At 57.7% G+C, this 20,102-nt stretch carries 21 protein-coding genes; 9 read left to right on the forward strand and 12 right to left on the reverse strand.

Annotated elements, in window-relative coordinates; genetic code table 11:
• Nucleotides 1–13 precede the first annotated feature (13 nt).
• On the forward strand, nucleotides 14–904 hold the full coding sequence (locus IM290_RS12600) for an oxidoreductase (RefSeq protein ID WP_193041763.1): 891 nt from the start codon (nucleotides 14–16) through the stop codon (nucleotides 902–904).
• Nucleotides 905–956: 52 nt separating this feature from the next.
• Here the strand turns inward: IM290_RS12600 and IM290_RS12605 are convergent, their stop codons facing one another.
• The gene (locus IM290_RS12605) at nucleotides 957–1,376 is read right to left on the reverse strand and encodes a type II toxin-antitoxin system HigA family antitoxin (RefSeq protein ID WP_045349893.1); all 420 of its coding nucleotides are present in this window, start codon (nucleotides 1,374–1,376) and stop codon (nucleotides 957–959) included.
• Nucleotides 1,373–1,684 carry a type II toxin-antitoxin system HigB family toxin gene (locus tag IM290_RS12610; RefSeq protein WP_033486526.1) on the reverse strand — a complete coding sequence of 104 codons (312 nt, stop codon included), beginning with the start codon at nucleotides 1,682–1,684 and terminating at the stop codon, nucleotides 1,373–1,375. Before IM290_RS12610 ends, IM290_RS12605 begins: the two co-directional genes overlap by 4 nt.
• 383 nt (nucleotides 1,685–2,067) lie before the next feature.
• On the opposite strand from IM290_RS12610, the gene IM290_RS12615 reads away from it, so the two are divergent.
• Entirely contained in the window at nucleotides 2,068–2,499 is a 432-nt protein-coding gene (locus IM290_RS12615; protein WP_080895896.1) for a molybdopterin-binding protein, read from the forward strand.
• A 47-nt stretch (nucleotides 2,500–2,546) separates the two neighbouring features.
• On the opposite strand, the gene IM290_RS12620 is transcribed toward IM290_RS12615, so the two are convergent.
• Together IM290_RS12620 and IM290_RS12625 are read right to left on the reverse strand one after the other, a co-directional pair.
• Nucleotides 2,547–2,837 carry a DUF2623 family protein gene (locus tag IM290_RS12620; protein ID WP_193041762.1) on the reverse strand — a complete coding sequence of 97 codons (291 nt, stop codon included), beginning with the start codon at nucleotides 2,835–2,837 and terminating at the stop codon, nucleotides 2,547–2,549.
• Nucleotides 2,838–3,019: 182 nt separating this feature from the next.
• The gene (locus tag IM290_RS12625; protein WP_049157769.1) at nucleotides 3,020–3,523 is read right to left on the reverse strand and encodes a DUF1543 domain-containing protein; all 504 of its coding nucleotides are present in this window, start codon (nucleotides 3,521–3,523) and stop codon (nucleotides 3,020–3,022) included.
• 409 nt (nucleotides 3,524–3,932) lie between these two features.
• Here IM290_RS12625 and IM290_RS12630 point away from each other — a divergent pair, with 409 nt between their 5' ends.
• Together IM290_RS12630 and IM290_RS12635 are read left to right on the forward strand one after the other, a co-directional pair.
• The gene (locus tag IM290_RS12630) at nucleotides 3,933–4,535 is read left to right on the forward strand and encodes a site-specific integrase (protein ID WP_023320086.1); all 603 of its coding nucleotides are present in this window, start codon (nucleotides 3,933–3,935) and stop codon (nucleotides 4,533–4,535) included.
• A 136-nt stretch (nucleotides 4,536–4,671) separates the two neighbouring features.
• A complete protein-coding gene (locus IM290_RS12635) occupies nucleotides 4,672–5,340 on the forward strand; it encodes an epoxyqueuosine reductase QueH (protein WP_023296073.1) in 669 nt (222 codons plus the stop codon).
• Between the two features lie 548 nt (nucleotides 5,341–5,888).
• Here IM290_RS12635 and IM290_RS12640 read toward each other — a convergent pair.
• A complete protein-coding gene (locus IM290_RS12640; RefSeq protein WP_003858850.1) occupies nucleotides 5,889–6,770 on the reverse strand; it encodes a LysR family transcriptional regulator in 882 nt (293 codons plus the stop codon).
• 105 nt (nucleotides 6,771–6,875) lie between these two features.
• Between IM290_RS12640 and budA the strand changes: the two genes are divergently transcribed.
• The 4 genes from budA to IM290_RS12660 all read left to right on the forward strand — a co-directional run bounded on the left by budA (nucleotide 6,876) and on the right by IM290_RS12660 (nucleotide 10,750).
• Nucleotides 6,876–7,655, forward strand: a complete 780-nt coding sequence (gene budA / locus IM290_RS12645; protein WP_026080550.1) for an acetolactate decarboxylase — start codon at nucleotides 6,876–6,878, stop codon at nucleotides 7,653–7,655.
• Nucleotides 7,627–9,348 (forward strand): acetolactate synthase AlsS, encoded by a 1,722-nt coding sequence (alsS, locus tag IM290_RS12650; RefSeq protein ID WP_154123198.1) that lies wholly within the window; start codon nucleotides 7,627–7,629, stop codon nucleotides 9,346–9,348. Before budA ends, alsS begins: the two co-directional genes overlap by 29 nt.
• A gap of 20 nt (nucleotides 9,349–9,368) precedes the next feature.
• Entirely contained in the window at nucleotides 9,369–10,139 is a 771-nt protein-coding gene (locus tag IM290_RS12655; protein WP_193041761.1) for a (S)-acetoin forming diacetyl reductase, read from the forward strand.
• A 137-nt stretch (nucleotides 10,140–10,276) separates the two neighbouring features.
• Nucleotides 10,277–10,750, forward strand: a complete 474-nt coding sequence (locus IM290_RS12660) for a cold-shock protein (RefSeq protein ID WP_017382537.1) — start codon at nucleotides 10,277–10,279, stop codon at nucleotides 10,748–10,750.
• A 141-nt stretch (nucleotides 10,751–10,891) separates the two neighbouring features.
• Here the strand turns inward: IM290_RS12660 and IM290_RS12665 are convergent, their stop codons facing one another.
• From IM290_RS12665 to IM290_RS12685, 5 genes are all read right to left on the reverse strand, one after another.
• On the reverse strand, nucleotides 10,892–11,596 hold the full coding sequence (locus IM290_RS12665; RefSeq protein ID WP_193041760.1) for an ABC transporter ATP-binding protein: 705 nt from the start codon (nucleotides 11,594–11,596) through the stop codon (nucleotides 10,892–10,894).
• Nucleotides 11,583–12,419 carry an ABC transporter ATP-binding protein gene (locus IM290_RS12670; RefSeq protein ID WP_193041759.1) on the reverse strand — a complete coding sequence of 279 codons (837 nt, stop codon included), beginning with the start codon at nucleotides 12,417–12,419 and terminating at the stop codon, nucleotides 11,583–11,585. Before IM290_RS12670 ends, IM290_RS12665 begins: the two co-directional genes overlap by 14 nt.
• Nucleotides 12,412–13,245: an ABC transporter permease gene (locus tag IM290_RS12675; protein ID WP_193041758.1), complete on the reverse strand. Its 834-nt coding sequence runs from the start codon at nucleotides 13,243–13,245 to the stop codon at nucleotides 12,412–12,414. The genes IM290_RS12670 and IM290_RS12675 overlap by 8 nt, the downstream gene beginning before the upstream one ends.
• Complete coding sequence (locus tag IM290_RS12680; RefSeq protein WP_023303249.1) at nucleotides 13,245–14,258, reverse strand: ABC transporter permease; 1,014 nt, start codon at nucleotides 14,256–14,258, stop codon at nucleotides 13,245–13,247. The genes IM290_RS12675 and IM290_RS12680 overlap by 1 nt, the downstream gene beginning before the upstream one ends.
• A gap of 98 nt (nucleotides 14,259–14,356) precedes the next feature.
• Nucleotides 14,357–15,925: an ABC transporter substrate-binding protein gene (locus tag IM290_RS12685; protein ID WP_193041757.1), complete on the reverse strand. Its 1,569-nt coding sequence runs from the start codon at nucleotides 15,923–15,925 to the stop codon at nucleotides 14,357–14,359.
• 200 nt (nucleotides 15,926–16,125) lie between these two features.
• On the opposite strand from IM290_RS12685, the gene IM290_RS12690 reads away from it, so the two are divergent.
• Nucleotides 16,126–16,824: a GNAT family N-acetyltransferase gene (locus IM290_RS12690; protein WP_193041756.1), complete on the forward strand. Its 699-nt coding sequence runs from the start codon at nucleotides 16,126–16,128 to the stop codon at nucleotides 16,822–16,824.
• Nucleotides 16,825–16,948: 124 nt separating this feature from the next.
• Here IM290_RS12690 and betA read toward each other — a convergent pair whose 3' ends face one another.
• Nucleotides 16,949–18,613, reverse strand: coding sequence for a choline dehydrogenase (betA, locus tag IM290_RS12695; RefSeq protein ID WP_047063308.1), 1,665 nt, complete (start codon nucleotides 18,611–18,613; stop codon nucleotides 16,949–16,951).
• Nucleotides 18,614–18,626: 13 nt separating this feature from the next.
• A complete protein-coding gene (gene betB / locus IM290_RS12700; RefSeq protein WP_193041755.1) occupies nucleotides 18,627–20,099 on the reverse strand; it encodes a betaine-aldehyde dehydrogenase in 1,473 nt (490 codons plus the stop codon).
• Nucleotides 20,100–20,102 lie beyond the last annotated feature (3 nt).

Below are 20,102 nucleotides of genomic sequence, written 5' to 3' on the forward strand. Positions count from 1 at the left end.
GGGGGAGTGATCCATGTCTGACTATCCAACCATTGCGCTGACAGGACCCGGTGCGATAGGGACCACCATCGCCGCGGTGCTGCATGAAGCGGGCCGCACGCCGCTGCTGTGTGGGCGCACCGCGCATCCGGAACTGCGCCTGCGTCATGATGAGGGTGAAATTGTGGTGCCCGGTCCGGTACTCACCGATCCCAGCGTCATTACGCGCCCCGTTGACCTCGTTTTTTTGGCGGTCAAAACGACGCAAAATGCCGACAGCGCCGGGTGGCTGCGCGCTCTGTGCGATGAAAACACCGTGGTCTGCGCGCTGCAAAACGGCGTGGAGCAGAAAGCCCAGCTTGCGCCTTTGGTCAATGGCGCAACGGTGCTGCCCTCGGTGGTCTGGTTCCCTGCCCAGCGCGAGCCGGATGCCTCCGTCTGGCTGCGCGCAAAACCGCGCCTTACGCTGCCGGACGTGCCGCAGGCGCAGCGGGTGGTGGCGGCGCTTCGCGGCACGCGCTGTGACGTTGAGCTCTCGACAGATTTCACTACCGTCGCCTGGCGCAAGCTGCTGCAAAACGCGGTCGCCGGGCTGATGGTGCTGGCCAATCGCCGCGCCGGAATGTTCAGGCGCGAGGATATCAGCGAGCTGGCGCTGGGCTACCTGCGCGAGGGGCTTACCGTCGCCCGCGCCGAAGGGGCGAAGCTGGACGATGCGGTGGCCCAGGAGATTCTGGCGAACTTCCAGCGCGCGCCTGAGGACCTGGGCACCTCGATCCTTGCCGACCGTCAGGCGGATCGCCCGATGGAGTGGGACATACGCAACGGCGTGATCCAGCGCTATGGCCGCAGGCACGGGATTGCGGTGCCCATCAGCGATGTGGTGGTGCCGCTGCTGGCGGCGGGGAGCGAGGGGCCGGGGTGAGAGATATAGTGGTATTAACGTCTGGGGAATTGGTCTGGGTGAAAACTTCGCATCAGTTCCCCACAAATGCGCTCACCGGCAAACCGAAACGCTTCGCCAGCGCTCGCATATGATCTAGCGTTAACGTGCGCTGTCCGTTAAGGATCCGACTTACCAGAGACTTCTTACCAATCTCGTTCTCGAAATCACTCTGAGTGAGCTGGTACTGATCCATTAGCGTTCGCAGTAACGCAACGCCTGACGGAATGCTGGCAATACGCGCGTTAAATTCTGCAAACTCCGGGGACGCGTTTTCATACTTATCGATTTTGGCAGTGAGCATATCTACCAGCGGGTTATCGGGGTCGTGCTCGATAAGATACTCCACCAGCGCCAGCGCATCCTCGTAGTCTTGCCGCGACGGGCTTGAACCCAGGAAAGGGAGCTCGTTTGTCAGAGCGTTTGCCGCTTTGATGGCTGCTGCATAATTCATTCTTTCGTTCTCCGGTAGTAGTCCGTGAGCTTGTCATAGTCTGCGTGAGTGCTGATGTGTTTGATGAAGATCTTTCCACGCTCAAAATCAGCAAAAAACATCACTCTTAGATGCCCGCCACCCACATCAATGACCCACCATTTTTCCCGGTATTTCATCCGGTCCAGGCTAGGAAAGCGCTTTCGCATCTCGTCTGGTGAGGGGTAGTGTTCCTTTTTTAGTACCCGGTAAAGATCGTCCAGGGCTTGTGCTTGATTGGGATAATGTCTGGCCGCTGTGTCGAAAGGCGCTCTTGAGACTATGTGCATCCTTGCCCCTTGTTTCCAGGTTGGAAATATTATAGATGGTGGTTGGTGGGTTGACAATGCGGAAACTTCGATGAAATTGCAGTTTCTACATGATCGTGACAATTGAACTTTGCATTGAGTGCGAGCACTTTAAGTTGGAGTGGTATGCCATTAAAGTGCCAGAAGTATCTCGGCCTGAAGTATTTATGTGATTTGCGAAGCGTATTCAGGAATTGCTTGCTGGGAAGGAGTTCCGTGGAGATAGTTTTGCTAACCAGGTTATTTAGAAGCGTGTGAAAGATGCGTCCGCTATGTGCCAGAAGCGGACATTTTATCATACGTGATGTGTCGGATTTCATATACACTACACATGACTATCACCTTCCTACATTAAGGAGAATGGCATGTCAGTTTCTGCACGTAATCAATTGTCCGGCACAGTATCCGCAGTCCATTCCGGCTCCGTTAACGATGAAATTGAAATCTCCCTTAATGAAGGGGGAACTCTTGTTTCTGTGGTAACCAGTAACAGTAGAATCAGGCTCGGTCTGGAGCAAGGAAAAGAGGTAGTTGCACTGATTAAAGCCCCATGGATTATTCTTGCTTCTGAGGATAACGGATTATTGTTTTCAGCCCGTAACCAGTTTTCAGGCCAGGTCACCTCACTTGAAAAAGGCGCAGTAAACGCAACCGTTCATATTCTGACAGATGACGGCTCAAATCTTACCGCAGTCATTACGAACGAAAGCATGAAGGAGATGGATATCAGCGAAGGCAAAAGAATTATTGCCCTGATTAAAGCTTCTTCTGTACTGCTTGCGGTGAAAAAAACCTAAAAACCAACAGGTAAAAATGCTACACTGGACGTTTCATTGCAAGCGTCCTAATTCGAGCCACCAGAATACCCAATGTTAAAATAGTGTAAAAATTTATCCGTCCTGAATTCCAGAAAGAATTCTGCCATGATCTCCCTGTCAAGATTGTACTGTCTCGTCAGTCTTCCCGCTTCAAGAGCTGCAACGCTTTTCTCCCCAGTTTTCTGTTCCAGCTGATAGCAATAGCCGATTACAAACCCACGTATATAGTCATTACAAAATTTCCCAGGCATCGTTTCAGAACAGGGACTAGCCATGTTCACACCCTTCATCAGGCCTTTTCCAAAATGATTATTCATACCATCCCCTCAATCGTCATATAATAAATTATATAACGATTGGTTTTTTTTTGAAGTACCTCGTAAGAACTTCCCCAGCAATGTTGCTTTAGAATTACCTTAGAGACTTTACGAACACACCATTGAAAGGTGTCCTGAGCAATACTGATAAGGGACGAAGTGAAGCGTCTCTTGTAGCAGTGTCAGGCTCCTATAGGTAGATATCCCTGCCACTCCGGAAGATCGCGACATCCTGTTTCACAGGGTGTCAGATGAATAAACAATTCTCCGACCTTTTCAAGCAACAGGCAGTCGTCAACTTCTTTTAAATTGTCCTTATGCTGTTGTTCGACATCGCAGAGGAGCGTCTGCAACGCTTTTTCTTTAGCCTGGCGGGCATTTTCGGCGACGAATAGATCGTATTCATGCAGTTCGGCAAGTGTATCCGGCCTGTAACCGCCCGCATTGACGAAAAATAATCTCTGCGTGGTTTGGGGAGGCTCCGGAGAAAGCGAGATCGAAAACCCGTCGGCCCAGGTAACACGGCTATAACCATCAATATGAATTTTATCACTATCGCCAAACCATGCTTCGCGCAACGCTGGCCATGCATCCTCAGGAGCGCTGGCTGCAACAAACTGAATGTCATGCACTTCAATATTTGATTTACCGGCGTTGCCGCCGACATAAAACATATACAAATTCATACATCCTCTGGAATAATAATTTCGCTATATATTTAACTATACAACGAATTAGACTACAACTGTACGACAGGTTTTGATGACGATAAATTCAAGATTCTGGTATGAGGGTTGGCGCTCAGAATTATCATTTTTATCGGAATGCCGGTGGTATGGCGGCAGACGCGAGCCATCGGCTATAAACGGTTGATGGGTGAAAGACTGGTGATGATACCTCTGCTGACGCCTCCACTAGCTTTCCCTGCTGGTGCTACGCTGGTGCTGGCTGCTACCGTGACACTCACCTGTCGATGGTCTGCTTTGGTCCCGGAAGACGAATCGCACAAGGTAATAAAAAGCTCACTTGAAATTCCGTTCTTCGCTCATAAGAGACAACCATACTCAAATCTCCCACATTGCAGGAGATTTGAGTATGAACACGTCACCGTGGAATAAAGACCGTATCATAGGCCAAAAAAGACCACTTCAGATATCTCATATCTGGGGGATCCGAATCCGGCTTGAACTGGAAGGTAAAACGCGTGATTTAGCTCTGTTCAATATGGCCTTAGACAGTAAGCTACGAGGCTGCGATCTGGTGAACCTGAAAGTATCTGATGTTGCATATGGTAGCTCGGTTTCAAGCAGAGCAACGGTGCTGCAACAGAAAACCGGTAGCCCTGTGCAATTTGAGATAACCAAAGGGACAAGAGAAGCTGTTGCTGCATTGATAAAGCTTGGCAATTTGCACAGTAAAGACTTCTTGTTTCGGTCTCGGATCGGAACTAACCGGCACATATCAACCCGACAATACAGCCGAATTTTTCATGGGTGGGTAGAAAAGCTTGGTCTCGAAGCTTCGCTTTACAGCACACATTCCATGAGAAGAACAAAACCTTACCTGATATACAAGAAAACCAAGAATCTCCGGGTGATCCAACTTCTGTTGGGCCATAAGAAACTGGAAAGCACTGTCCGTTATCTAGGCATCGAAGTCGATGATGCGTTAGAGATCTCTGAATCGATTGAAGTCTAAGGTTGTCAGGGCTGCAACAGCAGCCCTGTGTCAATAACAGGCATTGCGGGATATGTATGAGACTGGCCGCCATTCCCGATAGCACAGCTCTGATGCTACACTGTTTTCAGTCCTCATTACCTCATCAAATAAATTTATGACTACCGCTGATTTCAAACGCCCTAAACTAGAACTCCCAAACGGGGCTGATAAACTGCTGCTGCACTCCTGTTGCGCTCCGTGTTCTGGTGAGGTAATGGAGGCGATCCAGGCCTCAGGGATCGACTACACCATCTTCTTCTACAATCCGAACATTCATCCGCAGAAAGAGTATCTGATTCGTAAGGATGAGAATATTCGCTTTGCCGAACAGCACGGCGTACCGTTTATCGATGCGGATTACGATACAGATAACTGGTTTGAGCGCGCCAAAGGCATGGAATGGGAACCCGAGCGCGGCATTCGCTGCACCATGTGTTTTGACATGCGCTTTGAGCGGACTGCGCTTTACGCCGCTGAAAATGGCTTCAACGTGATTAGCAGCTCACTGGGCATCTCTCGCTGGAAAAATATGCAGCAAATCAACGACTGCGGTCAGCGAGCCGCCGCCCACTATCCGGGTATGGTCTATTGGGACTATAACTGGCGGAAACAGGGCGGTTCGTCGCGCATGATTGAAATCAGCAAGCGCGAGCAGTTCTACCAGCAGGAATACTGCGGCTGCGTTTATTCACTGCGTGACAGCAACCTGCACCGCAAATCCCAGGGCCGTCCTCTCATTCAGATCGGTAAGCTTTACTACGGTAAAGAAGACGACCAGGCCTGATTTTATGTCACGCCCTCTGTGGCGTGACCGCCTTCCTGTGCATTCCTCTAACAATTGCATGCCCCACCCGGCACGAACAGTAATTTTTAGTCATGAGATGGCTGAAAGTCGATCTGGCATCGAAGCCTGCTGAACGCTCTTAACCGTCATTCATCAAACAACGTTGTCCTTTGTGTAAGGCCGACTCAGTGAGCCGTTATATAAGGCTCCTTCACAAACTCCGCTAACAACCCAGCAGTTGCTTACAGAGCGTAGAAAATGTCACCGCATCGTCCATTTCCACCAGTACGCTCACGTACGCCGCACAGGTGCCAGACAGTTCAAAGAGATCCGCAGAATCGGGAAGTTGCAGGTGAAGAAGGGATGAAAAGGGATGCCCCTGAATTACATAAGGTTGCTTAAAAGTTTGCGAGGCGGCTTCCAAAGGGCATTGCCGGGTGGCGGCTGCGCCTTACCCGGCCTACAAAACCGCCAACAAGCCAACCAACCCGCGACACGAACCGTAGGCCCGCGCAAGCGCAGCGCCGCCGGGCACAGCCACACCGTAGCTACCCCTCGCTCATCATCGCCAGAAACCGCTTCACCGTCCGCGAACGCTCAAAACGCCGCCAGCAGAGCGCGATATCGGTATAAAGCTCCGGTGAGCGCAGCGCATGGTAGGTGACATTCGGCGGAGAAATAGCGGCCATGGATTTCGGCACCAGCGCGAACCCGCCGCCAGCGGAGACCATGCTCAGGGAAGAGGAAAGTTGTGAGGATTGCAGCGTGTGTTGCATATCGATCCCGGCCCGCTCGCAGCTGCCGTAAACGCGGTCATACAGCCCCGGTGCTACCTCCTGGGGGAACAGCACCACCGGCGTATCCCGCAGCTCATCCAGCGCCAGATCGCCACATGCCGCCAGAGGATGATCGCGATGCAGCGCCACCACCATCGGCTCCCGATCGAGGATTTTTAACTCAAACACCTTGCTGCTCTCGCACGGCAGGCGCACAAAGGCGATATCCAGCTCACCCTCCGCCAGCATCGTCGTCAGCGACGACATATTGGCTTCCACCTGGTGAACCTGCACCGCCATGTTCTGCACCTGAAACTGACGTATCAGGGCGAAGATTTTGGGATGAAAAGCATCTGAACTGGTGATGCCAATCGACAGGCTGCCGTTCAGCCCGCGCGCGATGCCCCTGGCTTTCTCCAGCGCGGCATCGCTCAGCGCCAGGATCTTACAGGCGTCCTCATAGAAGGCCTCTCCCGCTTCGGTCAGCTCCACGCCCCGCGTCAGGCGCCTGAACAGCGGCGTGCCCACTTCCTCTTCGAGCCGTTTGATCTGCTGACTCAGAGGAGGCTGTGAAATACCCAGCGCTTTGGCCGCCCTGGTGAAGTGTCGCTCGCGTGCTACCGCGACAAAATAGCGCAGATAACGAAGTTCCATATCAAAAACGTCTCAAACCAGCATGGATTCTATATTGGAACTCTCTGCTGAATCGGGTCAACATTTATTTAACCTTTATAAATAAAGTTGAAGAGGACGGGCATGATGATGCATTCATCTGCATGCGACTGTGAGGCGAGTTTATGCGAGACCCTGCGTGGGTTCTCGGCTCAGCATCCTGACAGCGTGATCTATCAGACATCGCTAATGAGCGCCCTGCTAAGCGGCGTCTACGAAGGGGAGACGACCATCGCCGACCTGCTGGCACACGGTGATTTTGGTCTCGGTACCTTTAACGAGCTGGACGGTGAAATGATTGCCTTCAGCAGCCAGGTGTACCAGCTGCGCGCCGACGGCAGCGCCCGCGCCGCGAAGCCGGAGCAAAAAACGCCGTTCGCGGTGATGACCTGGTTCCAGCCGCAGTACCGCAAAGCCTTCGACGGGCCGGTCAGCCGTCAGCAGATCCACGACGTGATCGACCAGCAAATCCCCTCCGATAACCTGTTCTGTGCGCTGCGCATCGACGGCAATTTCCGCCACGCGCACACCCGCACCGTACCGCGCCAGACACCGCCGTACCGGGCGATGACCGACGTGCTGGATGACCAGCCGGTGTTCCGCTTTAACCAGCGCGAGGGCGTGCTGGTCGGGTTCCGCACCCCGCAGCATATGCAGGGCATTAACGTGGCGGGCTATCACGAACACTTTATCACCGACGACCGTCAGGGCGGGGGCCACCTGCTCGACTATCAGCTGGAGAACGGCGTGCTCACCTTCGGCGAAATCCACAAGCTGATGATTGACCTGCCCGCCGACAGCGCGTTTTTACAGGCCAACCTGCACCCCAGCAACCTTGATGCGGCTATCCGCGCCGTCGAAAACTAACAGGAGAACTACCGTGAACAGTGAGAAACAGTCACGTCAGTGGGCGCACGGCGCCGATATGGTTGTCGGCCAGCTGGAAGCGCAGGGTGTGAAGCAGGTGTTCGGCATACCGGGCGCAAAAATCGACAAGGTCTTTGACTCCCTGCTGGACTCCTCCATCGAGATTATCCCGGTGCGTCACGAGGCGAACGCGGCGTTTATGGCGGCAGCGGTAGGGCGGCTAACCGGTAAGGCCGGGGTCGCGCTGGTCACCTCCGGGCCGGGCTGCTCCAACCTGATCACCGGCATCGCCACCGCCAACAGCGAAGGTGACCCGGTGGTGGCGCTGGGCGGGGCGGTGAAGCGGGCAGATAAAGCGAAACTGGTGCACCAGAGCATGGATACCGTCGCCATGTTCAGCCCGGTGACCAAATACGCCGTCGAAGTCAATTCACCGGACGCGATTGCCGAGGTGGTGTCGAACGCGTTTCGCGCTGCCGAGCAGGGCAGGCCGGGCGGGGCGTTTGTCAGCCTGCCGCAGGATATTGTCGACCAGCCCACCACGGGGGCGATTTTACCCGCCAGCACCGCGGCGCTGATGGGCCCGGCGCCGGAGTCAGCCATCAACGACGTGGCGAAGCTTATCGCGAAGGCCAAAAACCCGGTCATCTTACTCGGCCTGATGGCCAGCCAGCCCGCCAACAGCGCCGCGCTGCATAAGCTGCTGGAGAGAAGCCGTATTCCGGTCACCAGCACCTATCAGGCCGCCGGGGCGGTGAATCAGGAACACTTCACCCGCTTCGCCGGACGCGTCGGTCTGTTTAACAACCAGGCGGGCGATCGGCTGCTGCATCTGGCGGATCTGATCATCTGTATCGGTTACAGTCCGGTGGAATACGAGCCGTCCATGTGGAACAGCGGCGACGCGACGCTGGTGCACATTGACGTGCTGCCCGCCTATGAGGAGCGCAAGTATGTTCCCGATCTGGAACTGGTCGGGGATATTGCCGCCACGCTGAATCTGCTTGCCAGCCGAATCGAGCACAAACTTGAACTCAGCCAGCGCGCCTCGGAAATTCTTGTCGATCGCCAGCATCAGCGGGACCTCCTCGACCGTCGCGGCGCATCGCTTAACCAGTTTGCCCTGCATCCGCTGCGCATCGTGCGCGCCATGCAGGACATCGTGAACAACGACGTGACGCTCACCGTCGACATGGGCAGCTTCCATATCTGGATCGCCCGCTACCTCTACAGCTTCCGGGCGCGTCAGGTGATGATCTCCAACGGTCAGCAGACCATGGGCGTGGCGCTGCCGTGGGCGATTGGCGCGTGGCTGGTCAACCCGGGGCGCAAGGTGGTCTCGGTCTCCGGGGACGGCGGCTTTTTGCAGTCGAGCATGGAGCTGGAAACCGCCGTACGCCTCAACGCCAACGTGCTGCACATCATCTGGGTGGATAACGCCTACAACATGGTGGCCATCCAGGAAGAGAAAAAATACCAGAGGCTTTCCGGCGTCGAGTTCGGCCCGGTCGATTTCAAAGTCTATGCCGACGCGTTCGGTGCGAAAGGCTTTGCCGTCGAGAGCGCGGATGCGCTCGAACCGACGCTGCGTGCGGCAATGGATGTCGATGGCCCGGCCGTGGTGGCCATTCCCGTCGACTACAGCGATAACCCGCTGCTGATGGGCCAGCTCCATCTCAGCCAGATTTTGTGAATCAATATAAGGACAGAGAAATGCAAAAAGTGGCTCTCGTAACCGGCTCCGGCCAGGGGATTGGCAAAGCGATCGCGCTTCGCCTGGTGAAGGATGGTTTTGCCGTTGCTATTGCGGATTACAACGAAGAGACGGCGAAAGCGGTCGCGGATGAGATCACCCGTAACGGCGGGAAGACCGTCGCCGTGAAGGTGGACGTCTCTGACCGCGAGCAGGTGTTCGCGGCGGTGGAAAAAGCCCGCACCGCGCTGGGCGGTTTTAACGTCATCGTCAATAACGCCGGGGTGGCACCGTCCACGCCCATCGAATCCATCACGCCGGAAATTGTCGACAAGGTCTACAACATCAACGTGAAAGGGGTGATCTGGGGCATTCAGGCCGCGATTGACGCCTTTCGCAAAGAGGGGCACGGCGGCAAAATTATCAACGCCTGCTCTCAGGCGGGCCATACCGGCAACCCGGAGCTGGCGGTCTACAGCTCCAGCAAGTTCGCGGTGCGTGGCTTAACCCAGACCGCCGCGCGGGATCTCGCGCCGCTGGGGATCACCGTTAACGCCTACTGCCCGGGGATCGTCAAAACGCCGATGTGGGCGGAAATCGACCGTCAGGTCTCCGAGGCGGCGGGTAAACCGCTTGGCTACGGGACGGAAACCTTTGCCAAACGCATCACGCTTGGCCGTTTGTCCGAGCCGGAAGACGTGGCCGCCTGCGTCTCTTACCTCGCCGGGCCGGATTCCGACTACATGACCGGTCAGTCGCTGCTGATTGATGGTGGGATGGTGTTCAACTAAATACACAATACTAAAAAGCTCTGACATGAACTTTCCCCTGCTCCCGTGCAGGGGCTTTTTTTTGTCTCGTCAGCCATTGTGCATTACACTGCGCGCTGCAAAACTTTAGTCTTAAGATCTGACAGGCGGTAACAGCGATGAACGGTACAATCACAACGTGGTTTAAAGATAAAGGCTTTGGATTTATCAAAGATGAAAACGGCGACAACCGCTATTTTCATGTGATTAAGGTCGCCAACCCTGATCTGATTAAAAAAGATGCGGCGGTGACCTTCGAGCCAACCACCAACAGCAAAGGCCTTTCCGCGTATGCGGTGAAGGTGATCCCGGAGAGTAAGCATCTCTATATTGCGGGCGAGCGCGTGAAGCTCACCTCAATTAAATCCTTCGTGGTGTTCAGCGAGGAAGAGCCCGTTGAGACCAAAATCGACAAAGAGAATGCGGTGCTGTCGGTGGGGCTGCTGATGAACAGCATCAAACCAAAAACCGAGAAAAAGCCGGGCGAAATGCGCACGGTGAAGAAGCTGGCGATCACCACCTTCCAGAACACGACGATGATCTTCACTGAAGATGAGATCGACATTGATGCCACGGTGAAGCTGCTGAAGTAACGTTTTGCCGGGTGGCGGCTACGCCTTACCCGGCCTACGAAATGCGTGCGGCACGCGCCGTCGGATTTATACGCAACATATCAACGCGGCACGAAACGTAGGCCCGGTAAGCGTAGCGCCACCGGGCACCGCCGCGCGCACTTACCCCATCCTGTGCTCTCCCCGCAACATTGCTTCACGGTCAAATACCCGCTGGATCTCCCCGTGCGCCATAAATGCCGCCCGGTCGGACATATGCGCAATCACGTCCGCATCGTGGCTCACCAGCAGGTAGGTCATGCCGTGCTCGGCTTTCAGGCGGTTCAAAAGATTGAGAATTTCCGCCTGCACCGACATATCCAGCGCCGAGGTCGGTTCATCCAGCAACAGAAGCTGCGGGCGCAGCAGCAGCGCGCGGGCGATGGCCACGCGCTGACGCTGTCCGCCGGAAAGCTGATGCGGGTAACGCCTGCCGGCGTCGGCAGCCAGACCCACCTGTTGCAGCGCATCCGCCACCTTTTCGGCAACCTGGGTTTCGCCGTGGATGTTTAACGGCTCCGACAGGGTGCGGGCAATGGTGTGGTTCGGGTGCAAAGACGCCCACGGATCCTGGAACACCATCTGCACGTTACGGCGAAGCGCGCCTTCAAAACGTCGTCCTGGCCGTAAATTTTCCCCGAGGACGGAAATGTGGCCATGCCACTCGCGCAGCAGCCCCGCCAGCACGCGCAGAAGAGTCGATTTGCCGCAGCCGGATTCACCGATCAGGCTGAAGGTTTCGCCTTTTTCGATCGCAAAACTGGCGGCGGAAACCGCCGTTTTTTCACCAAAACTCACCCGGAGCTGGTTAACCTCAACGAGTGCCATTGTCGGCCTCCTTCCACGGTTGCGAACGGTCGAGCGTCGGCAGCATCTGGCCAAACGTCCCGGCGTTCGGGCGGCAGGTCCATAGCGTGCGCGTGTAGGGATGGGTTGCCTGCGGCAACTGGCTCGCCGCCATTTCATCAACGTTCTCACCCTGATACATCACCAGCACGCGGTCACAGTGTTCCGCGACGAGCGGCAAATCGTGGCTGATTAACAGCATCGCCATCTGCCGCGCCTCGCACTGCTCCACCAGCAGCTCCAGGATCTGGTTGCGCAGGCGGGCGTCCAGCGCGGAGGTGGGTTCGTCGGCGATCAGCACCTGCGGGTTGTTGATGAGTGCAATGGCGATCATCACGCGCTGGCCCATGCCGCCGGAGAGTTCGCCGGGATAGCGCTGGAGCACGTGCTCGTTCAGCCCCACGGCGCGGATGATATCGTGAATGCGCGCCAGGCGTTCGGCGCGGGGCAGGCGCTGATGGAGGGTCAGCGCTTCATCAAGCTGGGCGGCGACGGTTTTCACCGGGTTTAGCGCGTAGCGCGGGTCCTGTAGAACCATCGCAATGCCGTTGCCGCGCAGCGCCTGCCAGCGGCGGCTGTTCAGGGTCAGCAGGTCGTTGCCAAGCACGTTAAGCCGCTTAGCGCTCACGATGCCGGGCTTGCGCACCAGCCCCATCAGGGCGCGGGCAGACATGGACTTGCCGGAGCCGGATTCTCCCACCAGCGCCAGCCGCTCGTTGCCTAACGTAAAGCTCAGGTTGTTGACCACGCGCGCGGCGGGGTAGTCGATATTCAGCGCATCGACGATGATGCGGTGTTCAGTCATGCTGTGGCTCCAGTACGTCGCGCAGGCCATCGCCCAGCAGGTTAAAGGCCAGGCTGGCAAACAGAATCGCCCCGCCTGGAATGGCGGCAATCCACCACTGGTCAAAAATGACCTGCATGCCGTCGGCTATCATCGCGCCCCATTCCGCCATCGGTGGACGCGCGCCCAGGCCAAGGAAGCCTAGCCCGGCGGCGGCCAGAATGATCCCGGCCAGATCCAGCGCCAGCCGTACAATCGCGGAGGGCAGGCACAGGGGCAGAATATGGCCGACCAGCAGGCGCGGGCCGCGAATGCCCATCATCTCCGCGGCGGCCAGATAATCGCTGTGGCGCAGACGCTGGATTTCACTGCGCGCCTGGCGCGCATAGGCAGGCCAGGTCGTTAAGGCCAGCGCCAGCGCGCCGTTCACCAGACCGGGGCCGAGCATCGCGACAAACGCGAAGGCGAGGATCAGGCGCGGCATCGACATCACCACGTCGGTAAAGCGCATCAGGATGCGCTCCATCCAGCCGCCGTAGTAGCCTGACAAAATCCCCACCAGCAGACCGGCGGGGAGGGTAATAACGGTGACTAAGGCCACCAGCCCCAGTGCCGGACGGGTGCCGTAGATTAATCGGGAGAGCAGATCCCGCCCATAGCTGTCGGTACCCAGCCAGTGCTGCGCGTTGGGCGGTTGCAGACGCGCGGCGGCGTCCTGCCAGTTGGGATCATGCGATGCAAGCCACGGCGCGAACAGGGCAATAAGCACCAGCAGCGCGATGGCGATCAGCCCGCAAAACGCAGCAGGAGAGCGGCGCAGGCGGCGTAAGAAGAGATAAAACGGCATTAGCGCACCCTGGGATCGGTCGCCCGCACAAGCAGGTCGGTAAGGTTATTGATCAGAACAAAGCAGACGCCAATCAGCAGCGTGCCGCCCATCACCGCGGTGGTGTCACCAGCGAACAGGGCGGTGGTGAGGTAGCGCCCGATGCCCGGCCACGAGAAGACGGTTTCGGTTAATACCGCGCCCTCCAGCATGCTGGTGTAGGCCAGGGCAATCACCGTCAATAGGGTGCTGCGAATGTTCGGCAGCACGTGACGCAGCAGGATGGTCATCTCTCCGGCGCCTTTGGCGCGGGCGAGCAATATGTACTCTTTGTTCATCTCGCTCAGACAGGCGGAGCGCGTCAGGCGGGTGATACTTGCCAGCGAGTAGTAGGCCAGCAGCAGCACCGGCAGCACCAGGTGGCTGATGGCGTTGCGGAACGCCTCGCGGTCGCCGGAAAGCCAGGTATCAACCAGCGCAAATCCGGTTCGTGGTTCGACGGTGAATTGCCAGATGTCGTCCAGCCTGCCGGGGCCAGCGCTCCACTGTAGTTTCGCGTAGAACAGAGCCAGCATCAGCAGTCCGAGCCAGAATATTGGCACCGAATTGCCGAGCAGGGTGAGCGTTCTGATCGCTAAGTCCAGTGGCGAACCGGCGTAGCGGGCGCACAGTACACCCGCAATCACGCCGAGTACTGTGCCGATAATTAGCGCCAGCGTTGCCAGTTCCAGCGTGGCGGGAAAAGCGTGCAGCAGGTCCTGCAATACCGGCTGACCGGTAGCGCTGGCGGTGCCTAAATCCCCGTGAGCGAGGTTTTGCAGGTAGTGCCAGAACTGCACGGGCAGGGGCCGATCCAGCCCAAGCTGGTGGCGAACCTGATCGTAAGTGGACTGGCTGGCGTGATCGCCGACGATCTGCAATACGCGATCGACCGGGGAAAAGGCAGAGAGCGCAAACGTGACCAGCAGTAGCCCGAACAGCGTGAGCAGGAGAGTCAGCAGACCCTGAAGCACGCGGGTGGAAAGATGTGGCATGGGAAATCTCTTTATGCCGGGTGGCGGCTTCGCCTTACCCGGCCTACAAAAACCAGGAACGTAGGCCGGGTAAGCGCAGCGCCACCCGGCAACAAGGGCTACTTCGTAACGCGATCGTACCAGACCATATCCGCGTTGAGCCCCTGCTGATACCCCTTCACGTTATCGCGCACCACGATCTGGGTTTTGCCCTGGTCAACGAACACATACGGCGAGTTATGCTGTAACTGTTCCTGCATCTTCTTATACAGATCCAGACGTTTTGCCGGATCCGGCTCGGCAACCGCCGCCAGCGTAGCGTTGTTCAGCTCCGGAATTTTCCAGCCGTTAAGCCCGGCCACGGTGCTGGATTTCCCGTCATTCCATGCGAAGGCGCTGGCGTTGGAGTGTGCATCGAAGTAGTCCGGGATCCACAGACGTATGGCCGCCTGATGCTGTTTCGCACGCACGCGGGCGTACACCTGGCTACCCGCCGCGGGCAGCAGATCCACCTTCACGCCGCCCTGAGCGAAGCTCGCCTGCATGGATTGCGCGATGGTGATGAACGGCGGTTTATTCTCTACGTCCAGCGTGAAATGCGCGTCTTTGATGCCCGCTTTGGCGAGGATCGCTTTTGCTTTTGCCGGGTCAAACGTGAACGGATTGTCCTCCAGCGCGCCCGGCAGGCCGACCGGCAGGAAGCTCTGATGAACAAAATACTGGCCTTTCAGCAGGTTTTTGGTGATGCCTTCATAATCCACCAGCCAGCGCGAGGCTTCCCAAAACGCTGGATTATTCAGCAGCGGGTTAGCGCTGTTGCCGGTGTTAAACACCAGGTAATTTTGCTCGGCGGACGGAATGCTCAGCACCTTCACGCCCGGCTTGCCGTCCAGGGCGCTAATCTGGTCTGCACCCAGGTCGCGCGCCACGTCCGCGTCACCCTGCTGGATCAGCAGGCGGCGGGAGGCCGGGTCGGGAACGTTTTTGATGATGATGCTCTTCAGCTTCGGCGCGCCGCCGGGGGCGGATTCGTTGGCTTCCAGCACGATGGCCTGATGCGGCTGATAGACGCGCATTTTGAACGCGCCGCTGCCCGCCGAGTGCATTTTCAGCCAGGCGTTACCGAAGTCGTTATCCTTAACATTCGCCGCAACCTGCTTCTCATCGACGATGGAGGCAATCGGCGTGGAGAGAATATTCAGCGCCACCGACGGGCTGACGTCCGCCGTCCAGTGAAGCTGGAGGGTATGGTCGTCCACTTTTTTAAGCTGGCTTGCGATGTTGCTCGCGTCCCAGCCCAGCACGTTGAGAATAAACGCCGGAGATTTGTTCAGCGTCACGGCGCGGGTGTATGAGAAAATCACGTCTTCCGGGCGCAGCGGGTTGCCGGAGGCGAATTTCGCATCGGGCTTAAGTTTGATGGTCAGGGTTTTTGCTGCCGCGTCCGCGTCCCAGCTTTCCGCCAGAACCGGGGTGATTTTTTCCGGATTATCGCGGTCCGGCTGAACCAGACGCTGATACAGGCTCGGCACGGTCTGGATGCTGGAAAGCTCGTTGGCTTCGGCCGGGTCAAGGCTCACGATATCATCCAGACCCTGGGCGACAACCAGCGTGTTGGGCGGGGTAGCGGCGTGAGCAGCGCTTGAGAGCGCAGCCAGCACCAGTAACGGCAGCAGTTTTTTATTCATAGCGATCCCTGAAGAAAATATATTGTGATTGTTTTATGCACCGTTACGGTAGGCTGGCTGAGGATTTCCTCAAAGTCGAAATTCTGCTTTGCTTATGCCCTCCGGGAATAACGCATTCGGTCTGGTTATGAGTCACCTCTCTTTTCGTTCGCTTTTTAACCTGCTATAACAAACTCCTTACCTTTCAGGGAGCCAGCGCCGTGCCCGAAATCAATCAACATGGTCAAATCGTTAATGATATTGTCCCGGACTGGAAATGCGCCCGCGCGTTAACCCGTACCCTGCTCACCGGGCAGTATTGCCGCCTGGAGCCGCTGGATGCTGACCGCCATTCGGCTGATTTGTTTGAAGCCTATGCGCTGGGTGACGACAGCGACTGGACGTGGCTTGCCAGCACCCAGCCTGTGAGCGTTGAGGCCACTGCGCACTGGGTGCTGGGAAAGGTGCTGGATGACGACCTGGTGCCCTTTGCCGTTATCGATCTGCGCACCGAAAAGGCCGTAGGGCTGGTCAGCTATATGGCGATAGAACGCTTTCAGGGCTCGGTTGAGATCGGCCACGTCACCTGGTCGCGCAGAATGAAGGGCACCCGCGTGGGTACCGAAGCGGTGTGGCTGCTGCTGAAAAATGCCTTTGAGCATCAATATCGCCGGCTGGAGTGGAAGTGCGATTCGATGAACATCGCCTCACGCAACGCGGCGGAGCGGCTGGGGTTTGTCTGGGAAGGGCGCCTGCGCCAGAAGCTGGTGCGTAAAGGACGCAACCGCGACAGCGATATGCTTTCGATTATTGACGGCGAATGGCCGCAGCGCGATGCAGAGCTGCGCGCCTGGCTGGCGGCGGAGAATTTTGACGGGGAAGGACGGCAGGTTAAGCGGCTTGAAGCATTTCGGCAATAATTTCCCCTCACCCTAACCCTCTCCCAGAGGGAGAGGGGACGATGACACCCTCTCCCAAAGGGAGAGGGGACGATGACACCCTCTCCCTTTGGGAGAGGGCCGGGGTGAGGGGAGAAGTTCGCACTCAGCGGCGAACCGGCGCCCCATCCGCCACATAATACGCCGCCGTGCTCTTCGCCAGCGGCTCGCGCCCGCGAATGGCGTCGGCAATCTTTTCGCCAATCATGATGGTGGTGGCGTTCAGGTTGCCGGTGATAATCTGAGGCATAATCGACGCATCCACTACGCGTAACCCTTCCAGCCCGTGAACCCGGCCTTCGCCGTCAACCACCGCCATTTCATCGTAGCCCATTTTGCAGGTGCCGCACGGGTGGAAGGCGGTTTCGGCGTGGTTGCGCACGAACTCGTCCAGCTGTTCGTCGGTCTGGCATTCGATGCCCGGGCTGATTTCACGACCGCGATACTTGTCCAGCGCAGGCTGGTGCATGATCTCGCGGGTGATGCGGATCGCGTCGCGGAACTCCTGCCAGTCCTGCTCGTGGGACATGTAGTTGAACAGGATCGCCGGATGCTGGTGCGGATCGCGCGACTTGATGCGCACGTGGCCGCGGCTCGGCGAGCGCATGGAGCCAACGTGGCACTGGAAGCCATGTTCTTTCACCGCGTTCGAGCCGTTGTAGTTAATCGCCACCGGCAGGAAGTGATACTGAATGTTCGGCCACTCGAACTCCTCGCGGCTGCGGATAAACCCGCCCGCTTCGAAGTGGTTGCTCGCGCCCACGCCTGTGCCGCCAAACAGCCACTCCGCGCCAATCTTCGGCTGGTTCCACCATTGCAGGGCAGGGTAGAGGGAGACCGGCTCCTTACATTCATACTGAAGGTACATCTCCAGGTGATCCTGCAAGTTTTCACCCACCCCGGGTAAATCATGTACCAGCGGGATATCAAACTGCTTCAGCAGTTCAGCGTTGCCCACGCCGGAGCGCTGGAGGATCTGCGGAGACGCGATGGCGCCCGCGCACAGCAGCACCTCTTTCTTCGCCGTCGCTTTTGACGGAATGGTGCTTTCGCCTTCCAGCCACTCGACGCCCACCGCGCGCTTGCCGTCAAAGATAATGTGATCGGTCATGGCGTGGGTGCGGATGGTCAGATTCGGGCGCGGTTTGGCCTGGTCCAGATAGCCGCGCGCGGTGCTGGCGCGTCGGCCCTGCGGCGTGACCGTACGGTCCATCGGGCCAAAGCCTTCCTGCTGATAGCCGTTAAGGTCGTCGGTGCGCGGGTAGCCCGCCTGCACGCCCGCCTCTACCATCGCTTCAAACAGCGGGTTCACGCCCGGCTTAGAGGTGGTGACGCTCACCGGACCGTCGCCGCCGTGGTAGTCGTTCGGCCCCACGTCGCGGGTCTCTGCCTTGCGGTAGTAGGGCAGGCAGTTGAGGTAGCTCCAGTGCTCCAGACCCGATTGTTTCGCCCAGTTGTCCAGATCCATCGCGTTACCGCGCACGTAGCACATGCCGTTGATCAGCGACGAGCCGCCCAGCCCTTTACCCCGTCCGCATTCCATGCGGCGATTGTTCATGAAAGGCTCAGGCTCGGTTTCATACGCCCAGTTGTAGCGCTTGCCCTGCAACGGGAAGGCCAGCGCGGCAGGCATCTGGGTGCGGAAGTCAAAGCGGTAGTCCGGCCCGCCCGCCTCAAGCAGCAGGACGGTGGTGTTCGGATCTTCAGTCAGTCGTGTTGCCAGTACGTTGCCGGCAGAGCCGGCTCCGATAATGATGTAGTCAAATTGCAAATAAACCTCCCGGTTAAAATATGGACTGGAATTTACCCATCTCAACCTGGATGGACTTCACCTGGGTGTAACTCTGAAGCGTCATGACGCCGTTCTCACGGCCAATGCCGGAGTGTTTGTAGCCGCCGACCGGCATCTCTGCGGCGGATTCACCCCAGGTGTTGATCCAGCAGATGCCCGCTTCGAGCTGATGAATAGCGCCGTGGGCGCGGTTCAGATCGGCGGTGACGATGCCCGCCGCCAGACCGTAGTCGGTATCATTGGCGCGGCGAATGGCCTCTTCGTCAGTGTCATAGGTAAGAATGGACATCACCGGGCCGAAGATCTCTTCGCGCACGATGGTCATTTCGTCGGTGCAGTCGGTGAACACGGTCGGGGCCACCCACGCGCCGTTGTCAAAGCCGTCACCCTTCAGCACGTCGCCGCCGCACAGCACGCGCGCGCCTTCCTCTTTGCCTTTGGCGATGTAGCGCAGCACGCTGTCGCGGTGCGGGAAGCTGACCATCGGGCCAAAGTTGGTGTTTTCATCGAACAGGTCGCCCGCGCGGATGCGGCCCACGCGCTCAACGATTTTTTGCTCAAACGCGGCTTTGACCTTCGCGGGCACGAACACGCGGGTGCCGTTGGTGCACACCTGACCGGAGCTGAAGAAGTTCGCCATCATGGCGATATCTGCCGCGAGATCCAGATCCGCATCGTCAAATACTATCAGCGGAGATTTACCGCCCAGCTCCATCGTCACCTCTTTCAGGGACGAGGCCGCCGAGTTCGACATCACCTTTTTGCCGCTGGCCACGCCACCGGTGAAGGAGACTTTGGCGATGCCCGGATGCTCGGTCAGGAACTGGCCGGTCTCTGCGCCCACGCCCGGCAGGACGTTAAACACGCCGTCCGGCACGCCTGCTTCGGTGTAGATCTCCGCCAGTTTCAGGGCGGTAAGCGGCGTCACTTCGCTCGGCTTGAAGATCATCGCGTTGCCCGCCGCCAGCGCCGGGGCAGATTTCCACAGGGCGATCTGGATCGGGTAGTTCCACGCGCCGATGCCCGCCACCACGCCCAGCGGCTCGCGGCGGGTGTAGACGAACGAGGTGTCGCGCAGCGGGATCTGGCTGCCTTCCAGCGCCGGGATCAGCCCCGCGTAGTACTCCAGCACGTCCGCGCCGGTAACGATGTCGACGGTCGAGGTTTCGGAATACGCTTTACCGGTGTCGAGGGTTTCCAACGTTGCCAGCTCGTCGTTGCGCTCGCGCAGGATATCGACGGCGCGGCGCAGGATGCGCGAGCGCTCCATGGCGGTCATCGCCGCCCAGATCTTCTGCCCGCGCTGTGCGCTTTCCACGGCGCGGTCCACGTCTTCGCGCCCGGCGGCCTGCACGGTTGCCAGAACTTCACCGTTCGCCGGGTTGATGGTCTCGAAGGTGCGACCGCTGGTGGCCGATGTGTAACCACCATTGATATAAAGCTGCTGTTCTGCCATTCGGGACATAAA

Source organism: Enterobacter cloacae complex sp. S1 (genome assembly GCF_014930525.1).
Lineage (GTDB): Bacteria > Pseudomonadota > Gammaproteobacteria > Enterobacterales > Enterobacteriaceae > Enterobacter > Enterobacter hormaechei_C.

Coding starts and splice junctions, on each gene's coding strand:
- IM290_RS12635 (WP_023296073.1), top strand. CDS start 4,672: ATGACTACCGCTGATTTCAAACGCCCTAAACTAGAACTCCCAAACGGG.
- IM290_RS12625 (WP_049157769.1), bottom strand. CDS start 3,523: ATGAATTTGTATATGTTTTATGTCGGCGGCAACGCCGGTAAATCAAAT.
- IM290_RS12685 (WP_193041757.1), bottom strand. CDS start 15,925: ATGAATAAAAAACTGCTGCCGTTACTGGTGCTGGCTGCGCTCTCAAGC.
- IM290_RS12610 (WP_033486526.1), bottom strand. CDS start 1,684: ATGCACATAGTCTCAAGAGCGCCTTTCGACACAGCGGCCAGACATTAT.
- IM290_RS12630 (WP_023320086.1), top strand. CDS start 3,933: ATGAACACGTCACCGTGGAATAAAGACCGTATCATAGGCCAAAAAAGA.
- IM290_RS12680 (WP_023303249.1), bottom strand. CDS start 14,258: ATGCCACATCTTTCCACCCGCGTGCTTCAGGGTCTGCTGACTCTCCTG.
- betB (WP_193041755.1), bottom strand. CDS start 20,099: ATGTCCCGAATGGCAGAACAGCAGCTTTATATCAATGGTGGTTACACA.
- IM290_RS12615 (WP_080895896.1), top strand. CDS start 2,068: ATGTCAGTTTCTGCACGTAATCAATTGTCCGGCACAGTATCCGCAGTC.
- IM290_RS12640 (WP_003858850.1), bottom strand. CDS start 6,770: ATGGAACTTCGTTATCTGCGCTATTTTGTCGCGGTAGCACGCGAGCGA.
- IM290_RS12605 (WP_045349893.1), bottom strand. CDS start 1,376: ATGAATTATGCAGCAGCCATCAAAGCGGCAAACGCTCTGACAAACGAG.
- IM290_RS12660 (WP_017382537.1), top strand. CDS start 10,277: ATGAACGGTACAATCACAACGTGGTTTAAAGATAAAGGCTTTGGATTT.
- IM290_RS12600 (WP_193041763.1), top strand. CDS start 14: ATGTCTGACTATCCAACCATTGCGCTGACAGGACCCGGTGCGATAGGG.
- IM290_RS12655 (WP_193041761.1), top strand. CDS start 9,369: ATGCAAAAAGTGGCTCTCGTAACCGGCTCCGGCCAGGGGATTGGCAAA.
- budA (WP_026080550.1), top strand. CDS start 6,876: ATGATGCATTCATCTGCATGCGACTGTGAGGCGAGTTTATGCGAGACC.
- alsS (WP_154123198.1), top strand. CDS start 7,627: ATGCGGCTATCCGCGCCGTCGAAAACTAACAGGAGAACTACCGTGAAC.
- IM290_RS12675 (WP_193041758.1), bottom strand. CDS start 13,245: ATGCCGTTTTATCTCTTCTTACGCCGCCTGCGCCGCTCTCCTGCTGCG.
- IM290_RS12670 (WP_193041759.1), bottom strand. CDS start 12,419: ATGACTGAACACCGCATCATCGTCGATGCGCTGAATATCGACTACCCC.
- IM290_RS12665 (WP_193041760.1), bottom strand. CDS start 11,596: ATGGCACTCGTTGAGGTTAACCAGCTCCGGGTGAGTTTTGGTGAAAAA.
- IM290_RS12620 (WP_193041762.1), bottom strand. CDS start 2,837: ATGAATAATCATTTTGGAAAAGGCCTGATGAAGGGTGTGAACATGGCT.